Raw genomic sequence first — 11636 nt, forward strand, 5'->3', positions numbered from 1 at the left:
CGTCTGGCGTGAAGGCCGTCACGGTTGTTGCGCAGCGCTATTCAGCCATTCTAGCGTCCTTGCGCGCGCTTCGGACTGGGCGCCCCAGGGACGAACCCGCTACCATCGTGCGCTGATCTGCAAGGTTTGAATTCATGCCGCTCGACGTCATCGTGGTGATGGACCCCATCGCCCATATCAAGATCGCCAAGGACACCACCTTCGCCATGCTGCTGGAAGCCCAGCGCCGTGGCCACCGGTTGCACTACGTACGCCCGGGCGGCCTGTCACTGCACGCGGGCAAGGCCGTGGCCCACGTGGCGCCGCTGCAGGTGCGCGATGACAAGGCCGACTGGTTTACCCTGGGTGAATTCGCGCCCCTGGCATTTGGCCCCGGCCAGCTGGTGCTGATGCGCAAGGACCCCCCGTTCGATGGCGAATATCTCTACGACACCCAGATCCTGAGCCTCGCCCAGAGCGCTGGTGCGCTGGTGGTCAACGATCCGCAGGGCCTGCGCGACTTCAACGAAAAACTGGCCGCGCTGCTGTTCCCGCAGTGCTGCCCGCCGACGCTGGTCAGCCGCGATGCGGCCGAACTGAAGGCCTTCGTGCTGGAGCACGGGCAGGCGGTGCTCAAGCCGCTGGACGGCATGGGCGGACGTTCGATCTTCCGCAGCGGCACCGGCGACCCGAATCTGAATGTCATCCTGGAAACGCTCACCGACGGCGGCCGCCACCTGGCCCTGGCGCAGCGCTTCATCCCCGATATCAGCGCCGGCGACAAACGCATCCTGCTGGTCGATGGCGAACCGGTGGACTACTGCCTGGCCCGCATTCCGCAGGGTGACGAGTTCCGCGGCAACCTGGCCGCCGGTGGCCGCGGCGAAGGCCGCCCGCTGAGCGAGCGCGACCGCTGGATCGCCGCCCAGGTCGGCCCGGAAATGAAGCGCCGCGGCATGCGTTTTGTGGGTCTGGATGTGATTGGCGACTATCTGACCGAAGTCAACGTCACCAGTCCCACCTGCGTGCGCGAGCTCGACACCCAGTTCGGGCTGAACATCGCCGGCCAGCTGTTCGACGCGATCGAGGCCGGCATCGCTTGATGAGCGCCAGTACCGCCGCCCTGCCCGCCGCCCCCCGCGTCACCGAGCAGCAGCGCCTGACCGCCACTCTGCTGCTTTCTGCGCTGGTGCACGGCCTGCTGCTTCTCGGCGTGGGCTTTGCCGTCAGCGACAACGCGCCGCTGGTGCCGACACTGGATGTCATCTTCAGCCAGACCAGCACGCCATTGACGCCCAAACAGGCCGACTTCCTGGCCAAGGCCAACCAGCAGGGCGGCGGCGATCACGACACCGCACAACGCCCGCGCGATGCACAGGCCGGGATCGTGCCGCAGGCCCAGAACGGCCTGGCGCCGGTACCGCTGCAGGCGCAAAGCGCGGCCACCCCACCGCCGCCGCAGGCCCGGGTGATCACCAGCGAGCAGGGAAAGGACCGCGTTGCCGAGGTGCAGTCGCAGCCACTGCCTGATCGCCCGGACAGCAATGCGCCGATGAGCGCACGCGAGCAGCGCGATGCGGAAATGGCCCGACTGGCGGCCGAGGTGCACCTGCGCTCGGAGCAGTACGCCAAACGCCCGAACCGCAAATTCGTCTCGGCCAGCACCCGCGAGTACGCCTATGCCAATTACCTGCGGGCGTGGGTGGATCGCGCCGAGCGGGTGGGCAACCTGAACTATCCCGATGAAGCCCGCCAGCGCCGGCTCGGTGGACAGGTGGTGATCACCGTCGGGGTTCGCCGCGATGGCAGCGTGGAAAGCAGCCGCATCCTGCGCAGCAGTGGCGTGCCGCTGCTCGATGCCGCCGCGCTGCGGGTGATCGAGCTGGCCAAACCCTTCCCGGCATTGCCGAAAACCGACGACAACATCGACATCCTGCAGGTCACCCGCACCTGGGTGTTCCTGCCCGGCGGCGAGCTGCACGACGACCGCTGAAACAACCGGCCCGGCCAGATCCACCGCTGGCAGGCCAGCGCCGGAGGATCACAGACCCATTGCGACACGTGCGCGGGCGCAGGACATCCACCTCGCAGCGTGACTCAGCTCTGCCTGGAGGCCCGCAGCGCCTGCTGCTCGATCAGGGTCAGCGCGACGTTGTCGCGCAGATAGGCAGGCTGCACCAGCTCCGGAGCGATGCCTTCGCCGCGGGCCATCATCGGTACCGCGATCTGCAGCACATCGGCCGCTCGCGGCAGCGCCTGCGCATCCACCAAAGCCAGCCGCGACTTCAGGCGGTTGGCCAGCACGCCCTCACCGGCGGCGAATCCGCTGCCGACACCGGCCCAGTCCGAAGCCTCACCGGGCACATCCACCGCGTCCGGTGCCAGCAGCCGCTCGTGTTCCTGCAACACCAGGTCGCCGGCCGCATCGCGCAGGTAGCTGGCGCTGTAGAGCTCGCCCATGCGCGCGTCGATGCAGGCCAGCACCCGCGGCGCTGTGTGCGGTGCGCGCAACGCCAATGTCTGCAGGGTCGACACCGGCAGCAGCGGACGGTCCAGCGCCAGGGCGATGCCCTGGGCGATGGCGATCGCCAGCCGCACCCCGGTGAACGCGCCCGGGCCGCGGCTCAGCGCAATGCCGTCGAGCTGGCTGCGGACAAGACCGGCTTCGGCCAGCAGCTGTTCGGCCCACGGCAGGCTCAACTCGGCGTGCCGGCGCGGCGCCACTTCAAACCGCTCCAGTACCCGTCCATCCACATGCAGGGCGACGGAACAGGCTTCGGTGGCGGTTTCAAAGGCGAGCAGCTTCATGGCATCAACATCAGGAAAGGGAGAACGGGGGCGCAGCGGTCCCGTCGTCATCGACGGATGGCACGGGCGGCGTGTCCGGCACCCATTGTCGCGCAAAGAACGCCTGCACATCGGCCAGCTCGCGGGTGCGGCGGAACGGCGGCAGCGAATCGAGGAACACCCTGCCGTAGCCGCGTGACAGCAGCCGCGGGTCGCACAGCACCAGCACCCCACGATCGGTCTCGCTGCGGATCAGCCGCCCCACGCCCTGCTTGAGCGCGATCACCGCCTGCGGCAACTGCTCATCGCGGAACGGATTGCCGCCGCTGCGGCGGATCGCGTCCAGCCGCGCCTCGAACACCGGATCATCGGGCGCGGCAAAGGGCAGCTTGTCGATCACCACCACGCTCAGCGCATCGCCGGTCACATCCACGCCCTCGCGGAAACTGGCCGAGCCCAGCAGCACACCGTTGCCCGACTCACGGAAACGCTGCAGCAGGCTGGCGCGCGGCGCCTCGCCCTGCACGAACAGCGGCCACGGCCCGCCACGCAGCGCCTCGGCTGCCTCGCGCAGTGCGCGGTGCGAGGAAAACAGCAGGAATGCCCGCCCCTGCGAGGCCTCCAGCACCGGCCGCAGCGTTGCGATCAACGCCGCGCCATAGCCACGCGCCGCCGGATCCGGCAGCTGCTTTGGCAGATAGCACAGCGCCTGCTGTTGCCAGTCGAACGGGCTGGGCTGGACCAGCGAGTCCGGATCCTCCAGCCCCAGCCGGCTGGCCAGATGGGCGAACCCGCCATCCACGGTCAGCGTGGCCGAAGTGAACACCCACGCCGCCAGCGAGCGCTGGCGGTGCTCGCGCAGCGGTCCGGACACATCCATCGGCGTGCGCTGGCAGCGGAAGCCGCGCGGGGTCAGCTCGTACCAGAGCACGTCGTTGTCATCGGCCGGCGCGTGCGTATCCTCGGCAGGATCGGCTTCGAAATCGAACAGTGGCAGGTCCTCGCCCAGCCAGCGCGCCAGCCGTGAGACCCCCTCCTGCGCACGCGCGTGACAGGCATCCAGACCCGGCGAGGCCTCGCGCACCAGCGCCAGCGCATCGCGCAGCTGCGCCAGCGCCGCGGCCAGCGCATCGAAGCCCTCGGCGACCTCGGGCTGGGCCAGCGCCCGCCAGCGGGTACCGCGCGGTGGCAGGTCCTCCATGGCACTGCGCAGCTCACGCAAGGCCAGCTCCAGCGTCGCCGCCGGCTGCTGCAGGGTGGCCTGCGCACCGGCCACGCTGCGGCATTCGGCCAGGCAGTCGCGCGCCAGCTCCTGCCACGGTCGCATGCCGAATCCTTCGCCGAAGAAATTGGCCGCCAGTTCCGGCAGCTGGTGGGCCTCGTCTATCACGAACGCCTGCGCGCCGGGCAGGATTTCGCCGAAGCCCTCCTGTTTGAGCGCCAGATCGGCCAGCAGCAGGTGATGGTTGACCACCACCAGGTCGGCCTCCTGCGCCCGTTGCCGCGCGCGCACGACGAAACAATCGGTCCAGAACGGGCAGTCCGTCCCCAGGCAGTTGTCGACGGTGGAGGTGACCATCGGCAGCAGCGGCGAATCGTCAGCCAGCCCGTCCAGCTCGGCCATGTCGCCGTACTGGGTGCGCCCGGACCAGGCCAGTACCCGCTGGAACTGCGCCACCTGCTCGGGGCTGCTGAAACGCGGCTCGCCGCGCGCCTGGTCGAGCCGGTAGCGGCACAGATAGTTGGCCCGCCCCTTCAGCAGCGCCGCGCGATGACCCACCCCCAGCGCCGCCCGCACCCGCGGCAGGTCGCGGTGATAGAGCTGGTCCTGCAGCGCGCGGGTACCGGTGGAGATGATCGTCTTCAGCCCGGACAGCAGCGCGGGCACCAGATAGGCGAAGGTCTTGCCGGTACCGGTGCCGGCCTCGGCCAGCAGCACATCGCGCTGCTCGAATGCGTCGGCGATGGCGCCGGTCAGGCGCAGCTGCGCCGGGCGCGGCACGAACGCGTCGATCTGGCGCGCCAGATCGCCGCCCTCATCGAGCGCTTGGCAACTGCGGTGGACCAGATCGGACATGGTGGGCACGCCAACCGGCAGCCGACCCCGGCGCGGCCGGAATCGGCAGCCGGATCAGTAGCGTTTGATCCCCGGCACCGTGCAGCCTTCAATCTGCGCATGCGCGGACACCGCGTTTTCCTTTTCGGCGCGGGCCAGACGGGCCTGTTCGATCGTGGCCCAGTGCCGACGGCACAGTGGGCCGGTACGCGAGCCCAGGTCCACCGCCTTCTTGGCCAGGGTCTCGGCGCGCACCCAGTCGCCCTGCAGCAGCGCCACTTCAGCGCGCTCCTGGAGGATGCCCGGATCGTTGTCCACATGCTGCAGCGCCTGGTTCAAGGTCTCGGCCGCAGCGGCCAGATCACCGGCCTTGCGCTGGGCGATGGCCGCCTCGCGCAGGTCATCGACCTGCGGATCACGCAGCGGCTGCACCGACAGCTCGGTGTCATCGACGCCGGCCGCGGCCTCCACCGCCGCCAACCGCTGCGCCGGCGTCGTGGTGTCGAGCGGCACCGGCGGCGCCGAGGGCGCGCTCACACAGGCGCTGAGCAGCAGGGAGGTCGCCGAAACAACCAGTACAGAGCGGATCAAAGACATGCCATTCATGGTCATCATTATCGCGCAGGCGTTTCTGAAGCGGGCGTGGAGGCCGGCTCCGGCTCCTTGCGGTCGAGCCCGAACCAGCTGCGCCAACCACCGCTTTGCGCCTGCTCTTCGGCCGGAGGCGCCGCTTCCGGCACGGCGCAGGGCACGTACTGCGGCGCGAATCCGGCCACAAACGGGAAGCGACGGGCCCCCGGGCAGCCCTCGTCGGTAGCGTTGCTGCCTTCGGCTTGCACGTACTGCCAATCCAGCCCCTTGTTGCTCACCCGCAACGCGGCGCTGGGCAGGTTGCGGAAGATGCCCGACCACACCCGCATCGCGCCCGAGGCGCCGTACAGGCCGGTCTGCTCGTTCTGGTCGTTGCCCATCCAGATCACCGCCAGATGGTCACCGGTGTAACCGGCATACCAGCTGTCACGGCCATCGTTGGAGGTACCGGTCTTGCCCGCCGGATGCAGCCGCCCCAGTCCGTCGGCATTGAGCCCGGCAGCGGTACCGCTGGACACCACCTGCTGCAGCCCCACGCTGATCAGGTTGGCGGCGATGGAGTCGCCTTCCTGCGCGGGCGCCGGGCTCTTGTCGTAACGTTTGAGCAGCTTGCCCTGCGCATCGACCACACCGCGCACCGCATGCAGCGGCTGGATCTCGCCGCCGGAGGCCAGGAACTGGTACAGCTGGGCCATGCCATACGGGCTCTGGTCGGTCGCGCCCAGGATCACCGACGGATTGGAGTCGGCCTTGAGCCCGGCCAGCACGTGGATCAGCTGGGTCAACCGCTCCGGCCCGACCTGCATACCGATCCGCACCGTGGCCTGGTTGTAGGAGCGGGCCAGCGCATCGATCAACCGCACCGTGCCATGGCTGCGGTTGTCGGAATTGTTCGGCGTCCAGTTGCGGCCGCGGCTGAGCTTCACCGTCACCGGGGAGTCATCCACCCAGCTGGCCAGCGAAAAACGCTCCGGCTGCGCCAATGCCAGCAGGTAGACGAACGGTTTTAGCAGGGAGCCGACCGGACGATGCGCCTCGATGGCGCGGTTGAAACCCGGTTCGGACACGTCGCGGCTGCCGACCACCGCCAGCACGTCACCGTTGTGCACATCGGTGACCACCAGCCCGGCCTGCAATTCGGGACGGCGCTTGTTTTCCAGCGACTTGATCGTGTGGCCCACGGCACCTTCGGCATAGGCCTGCGCCGAGGGCGACATGCCGGTGAACACGTTCAACCCGGCGCCCTGCAGCACGCTTTCCGGGTAGTCGTTGCCCAGCTGGCGACGCACCAGGTCGATGTAGGCCGGGAACCGGTTGGCGGCGGCGATGCCCGGGGTCTTGGACACGCCCAGCGGTGCCTTCAGCGCACGCTGGTATTCGGCATCGTCGATGAGCTGGCTTTCGTGCAGCTTGCCCAGCACGAAGTTGCGTCGATCCAGCGCGCGCTCGGGATTGCGGCGCGGATCGTAATAGGACGGCCCCTTCACCAGCCCGATCAGCAACGCCACCTGCTCGGTGGTCAGCGAACCGAGATCGCGGCCGAACCAGAACTCGGCACCGGAGGACACGCCATGGATGGCCTGGCTGCCGCGCTGGCCCAGGTAGACCTGGTTGAGGTAGGCCTCCAGGATCGTGGCCTTGTCATAGCGCGCCTCCATGATCAGCGCGTACAGCACCTCGTTGAACTTGCGGGTGAGCGTCTGCTCCTTGCCGATTCCGAGCAGGCCGCTGCGGGCCAGCTGCTGGGTAAGCGTACTGGCCCCCTGCCGGCTCTGTCCGCCAGAGCGCACCATTACCCAGACCGCGCGGATGATGCCGCTGATATCGATACCGTGATGGCGGTTGAAATCACGGTCTTCCACCGCCTGCAGGCCAGTGACCAGCAGCTCCGGCGCATCGGCCAGGCGCACCAGCCGGCGCTCTTCCTGCTTCTGACCGTACAACGTGGCGATCCGCGCCGGATCCAGCCGCGCCACCTTCAGCGCCTTGCGCGTATCGGCCTCGCGCAGCGACGCCACCTGCCCGCCGGATACCGCCACCGTCACCTGGCGTGGCGCCACGCGGCCATCCACATCCACATAGCCGCGGCTGGAAATGCGGAAACTGCCGCCCTCCACCCGGTAGGTGCCGGGGCTGGTGCCCGCGCCGTCATCCCGGTAGCCGGACGCCGCCAGCTCGGTCTTGAGCGTGTTGGCATTCATCGCCAGGCCAGGGCTGAGCACCAGCGGTCGCGCGTAGACGCGGGTGGGAATCTGCCAGCGCAGCTCGCCGAAGCGCTGCGTCACCTGGGTGTTCAGATACGCCGTATAGGGAATAAGGAAACCCAGGCCCAGCGCGACTGCCGCCATTCCCCAGGTGATCAGGCGCTGGCGCCACAGGGGACCATTGCCGCCGGTATCGTCGTCCAGCATGTCGGAATCGTAGCGTCGTGGCACAGGAATGCGAGAATGTAGGTTGAGGCGAGTCTAACGCAGCCATGTCCTGCGGCGCGGCGATACACCCTTCCCTGCTTAAGCTGGAGTTCCAACGGAATGTCGATGTCCCTGGCCGATGCGCGCTACCACATCAATCGCGTCATCGGCCTGATCCGCCGCGGTCTGGCCAGCCTGCGTACCCGTGGCTGGAAGGCCACACTGCACCGGGTCGGGGTGCATACCCGGCGTCAACCCGCGCCACGCCGGGAACCGCTGTTCGCCCCCGCCACAGTCCCGTTTGCACCGTTCACCGTCCCTGCCAGCGACCAGCCCGTCGCCAGCATCGTCATTCCGGTCTACAACCACTGCCGGCACACCCTGGCCTGCCTGCGCGCGCTGGCCGCCCATCCGCCGGCAACCCCCTGCGAGATCCTGGTGATCGACGATGGCAGCAGCGATGAAACCGCTGACTGGATGCCGCAGATCGAAGGCCTGCGGTATCACGTGCGCGCTCAGAACGGAGGGTTCATCGCGGCCTGCAACGATGGCCTGCGGCTGAGCCGCGGGCAGTACGTGGTGCTGCTGAACAACGATACGGTGCCGCAACCCGGCTGGCTGGATGCACTGATGACCACGTTCCAGACCGTGCCCGAGGCCGGTCTGGTCGGCGCCCAGCTGCTGTATCCGGATGGACGGTTGCAGGAATCCGGCGGCGTGGTCTTCGATGACGGCAGCTGCTGGAGCTATGGCCGCTTCGAATCGGCCGAAGACCCCCGCTACATCAGCCTGCGCGATGCCGACTACTGCTCGGGTGCGGCGCTGGCATTGCCGCGCGCGCTGTTCGAGCAACTGGGTGGCCTGGATACCCGCTACGCGCCGGCCTATTACGAAGATACCGACCTGGCCTTCCAGGTCCGCGCGGCCGGCTACCGCGTCCTGGTGCAGCCGGCCAGCCGTGTCGTGCATGACGAAGGCACCAGCAACGGTACCGACACCGGCAGCGGCGTAAAGGCCTACCAGGTGCGCAACCAGAAGGTGTTCGCGGACAAGTGGCGCGACGCCCTGCGCGGGCAGCTGCCGGTCGGAAGTGTTCCTTCACCGGCCCTGCTGCACCGCGGGCAGCGGCAGATCCTGATCCTGGACGAATCGGTACCGCAACCCGACCGCGACTCGGCCTCGCTGCGCCAGTTCAACCTGATCCGTATGCTGCTGGCCGGCGGTGCACACGTGGTCTTTGTTCCAACCCGGGGCGAGCACGGCGGCAAGGCCACCGAGGCGTTGCAGGCCTTGGGTGTGGAAGTCTGGCATGCACCGTTTCTGAAAGGCGTAGGCAGCTGGCTGCAGCGCCATGGGGGGCGCTTCGCGGTGGTGATGCTGGTGCGCTACCACCTCGCCCACGAGTGCCTGCCACTGGTGAAGCGCTTCGCGCCACAGGCGCGCACGGTGTTCGACACGGTGGACTTGCATTACCTGCGCGAGCGGCGTGGCGCCGAACTGGCGCGGGATCTGCGCCTGGTGCGCAGCGCCGAACGCACCCGCGCCAGCGAACTGGCGGTGATGGCGGCCACCGACGTGACCTTGCTGGTCAGCGATGCGGAGAGAAAACAGCTCGCCACCGATGCGCCCCAGGTCAAGGTCGAACTGCTGTCCAACCTGCATGAGGTGGCTGGCCATGGCCTGGACTGGAGCCAGCGCCGCGATCTGGTCTTCGTCGGCGGCTTCCGCCATCCACCGAATCTGGATGCGATGCAGTGGTTTATCGGCGAGGTATTCCCGCTGATCCGCGAACACTTGCCCGAGGTGGATTTCCACTGCATCGGTGCCGATGTCCCGGCGCAGATCCATGCGCTGGCCGCCACCTGTCCGGGAGTACACGTGCATGGCTATGTGCCGGATGTGGCGCCGTACATGAGCGGCGGCAGGATCTCGGTGGCGCCGCTGCGCTTCGGCGCCGGCGTGAAGGGCAAGATCAACCTGAGCATGGCCCATGGCCAGCCGGTGGTAGCCACGACCTGCGCGGTGGAGGGCATGTATCTGCGTGACGGCGAAGATGTACTGGTGGCCGATGGTGCGCGCGAGTTTGCCGCCGCAGTGGTGCGCCTGTATGGCGACCAGGCGCTATGGCAGCAGCTGTCCAACAACAGCCTGCGCAATATCGCGCAGCATTTTTCGCTGGATGCCGCGCGCGTCACGGTCCAGCGCGTCTTCCTGGCCTGAGCGGTCTCCGGACTCCACCGGCACCGTTCAACGCAGTGGCTGCACGCCGCGCAGGCGTTCGGCGAATGCGTTGATCTCCGGCGTTGCCGGATCGACCTCGCGGGCCTGCGCCAACGCCTGCACCGCGAAGGCCGCATCCCCGGCCCCGAGCCGCTCGCTGCCCACCGCGATCCAGCGCTGCGCCAACCGCCGGCGTGCCGCGGCCAGTCCCACGTCGCCCGGCGCCAGTGCCTGCCATGCGTCCAGGCAGGTGCGGGCCGCGCGCAGCCGGTTGCCGCGCAGGTTGTCTTCCAGACACGCGCGCGCCGCCGGAAGAATGCGGGCCGCCGCCTGCCGCACCCGCGGATCGCGCGGGGCCAGCGCCTGGGCGGCCTTGAACCGGTCGTAGGCGCTGTTGCCCGGGGGCAGCAGCCACTGTCCCTGCGCCTCGGCCTGCTCCAGTTGCGCCAGCAGGACGCGCAACTGACGCTCGCGCCGGGCGGCAGGCACGGAGGAGTCCATTGATCGCTGCGCGGCCCTGGCGCGCGCCAGGGTCTGTTCGGCCGCGGCGATCTCGACAATCCCCGGCGCCAATGCACGCGCGTGTGCCAGCGCCTGCTCGGCATCGTCGAAATGGAAGTCGCCAGCCAGACGCACCGCTTCAGCCGCCTGCGCACGCGCGATGCGATGCAGCCCCTGCCGCGCGGCCTCATCGGCCGGCGAGGCCGCCAGCACCTGCCGCAAGCCTGCGGCCGCCGCCTGTAGACGCCCGCGCGCGAAATCGCGTTCGGCTTTGCGCCGGGCCCGCTCCAGGGCACCGCTGAGCACCGCACGCGCCGAGGGCAGGTCGTAGTGCCCCGGATCGAATTCCTCCACCCGGTACAACCGCTGCGCGGCATCCTCCACCTTGCCTTGGCGGGCCAGATACTTGGCCTGCAGCAGCAGATCCGAAAGCGCATCCTCGCGTCCTTCCAGCGCCTGCATCCGGTCAGGCTGGATTGCCAACACCTGTTGATACAGCGGCAAGGCACTGTCCGGGCCCTCATCCAGCCGCCCCTGCGCTTGCGCGGCCTGCGCCTGCTGCAACAACCGCTCCACGCCGTCGCCATCGTGCTTCACACGCTGCAACGCGGTGGCGATTGTTTCGATCTCCCTCTCCGGCAACTGCAGTTGCCGCGCCAGCGCCAGTGCCGATCGGGCTGCGTCATAGTCGCCTGCGGCGAGGTAATGCCGGGCCTGCTGCAATGCCGCCTGTCCGGTGCGCCCCAGCGCGTCCTGGACATCGCGACGGTCCGGATCCAAGGCGGCGGCGGCCTGGAAGCGTTCACGTGCGCCGCTGCCATCAGGCGCGCTCAGACGGCCTTCGGCCAGCGCGCGTTCACCTTCATCGAGCAACTGCTGGATTTTCGTTTCCGGCCACAGCCAGTCGGCCAACGGTTGCCGCACGAGCATCAGCAGCAGCGCCAGTACCGCCACGCCCACCGTGATCGAACGCCAAGCACGCGGGCTGCTACAGCCACGGGCCACCCACCAGCGCACGTACAGCCGCAACCGGTCGCCAACGGTTCCCGACCACTCCCTGCAGCGTTGCCAACTGTTTCCCATCCGATCAG

General features: G+C 68.6%; 8 protein-coding genes. 3 read left to right on the forward strand and 5 right to left on the reverse strand.

Annotated elements, in window-relative coordinates:
• Window positions 1-134 precede the first annotated feature (134 nt).
• Both gshB and ACVOMH_RS01345 read left to right on the forward strand, forming a co-directional pair.
• Window positions 135-1082 (forward strand): glutathione synthase, encoded by a 948-nt coding sequence (gshB, locus tag ACVOMH_RS01340; protein ID WP_481550793.1) that lies wholly within the window; start codon window positions 135-137, stop codon window positions 1080-1082.
• Complete coding sequence (locus ACVOMH_RS01345; protein WP_481550794.1) at window positions 1082-1972, forward strand: TonB family protein; 891 nt, start codon at window positions 1082-1084, stop codon at window positions 1970-1972. Before gshB ends, ACVOMH_RS01345 begins: the two co-directional genes overlap by 1 nt.
• Before the next feature lie 104 nt (window positions 1973-2076).
• On the opposite strand, the gene tsaB is transcribed toward ACVOMH_RS01345, so the two are convergent.
• From tsaB to mrcB, 4 genes are read right to left on the reverse strand one after another with little or no spacing between them, the layout of a single operon-like run.
• Window positions 2077-2787 carry a tRNA (adenosine(37)-N6)-threonylcarbamoyltransferase complex dimerization subunit type 1 TsaB gene (tsaB, locus tag ACVOMH_RS01350; protein ID WP_481550795.1) on the reverse strand — a complete coding sequence of 237 codons (711 nt, stop codon included), beginning with the start codon at window positions 2785-2787 and terminating at the stop codon, window positions 2077-2079.
• A gap of 10 nt (window positions 2788-2797) precedes the next feature.
• On the reverse strand, window positions 2798-4843 hold the full coding sequence (gene yoaA / locus ACVOMH_RS01355; protein ID WP_481550796.1) for a DNA repair helicase YoaA: 2046 nt from the start codon (window positions 4841-4843) through the stop codon (window positions 2798-2800).
• A 54-nt stretch (window positions 4844-4897) separates the two neighbouring features.
• A complete protein-coding gene (locus ACVOMH_RS01360; protein ID WP_481550797.1) occupies window positions 4898-5419 on the reverse strand; it encodes a hypothetical protein in 522 nt (173 codons plus the stop codon).
• Window positions 5420-5436: 17 nt separating this feature from the next.
• Window positions 5437-7848, reverse strand: a complete 2412-nt coding sequence (mrcB, locus tag ACVOMH_RS01365) for a penicillin-binding protein 1B (RefSeq protein WP_481550798.1) — start codon at window positions 7846-7848, stop codon at window positions 5437-5439.
• 96 nt (window positions 7849-7944) lie between these two features.
• Between mrcB and ACVOMH_RS01370 the strand changes: the two genes are divergently transcribed.
• Window positions 7945-10044, forward strand: coding sequence for a glycosyltransferase (locus ACVOMH_RS01370; protein WP_481550799.1), 2100 nt, complete (start codon window positions 7945-7947; stop codon window positions 10042-10044).
• 27 nt (window positions 10045-10071) lie between these two features.
• Here the strand turns inward: ACVOMH_RS01370 and ACVOMH_RS01375 are convergent, their stop codons facing one another.
• Window positions 10072-11475 (reverse strand): tetratricopeptide repeat protein, encoded by a 1404-nt coding sequence (locus tag ACVOMH_RS01375; protein ID WP_481551143.1) that lies wholly within the window; start codon window positions 11473-11475, stop codon window positions 10072-10074.
• Window positions 11476-11636 lie beyond the last annotated feature (161 nt).

The sequence above is a fragment of the Stenotrophomonas sp. STEN013 genome, from assembly GCF_056760355.1.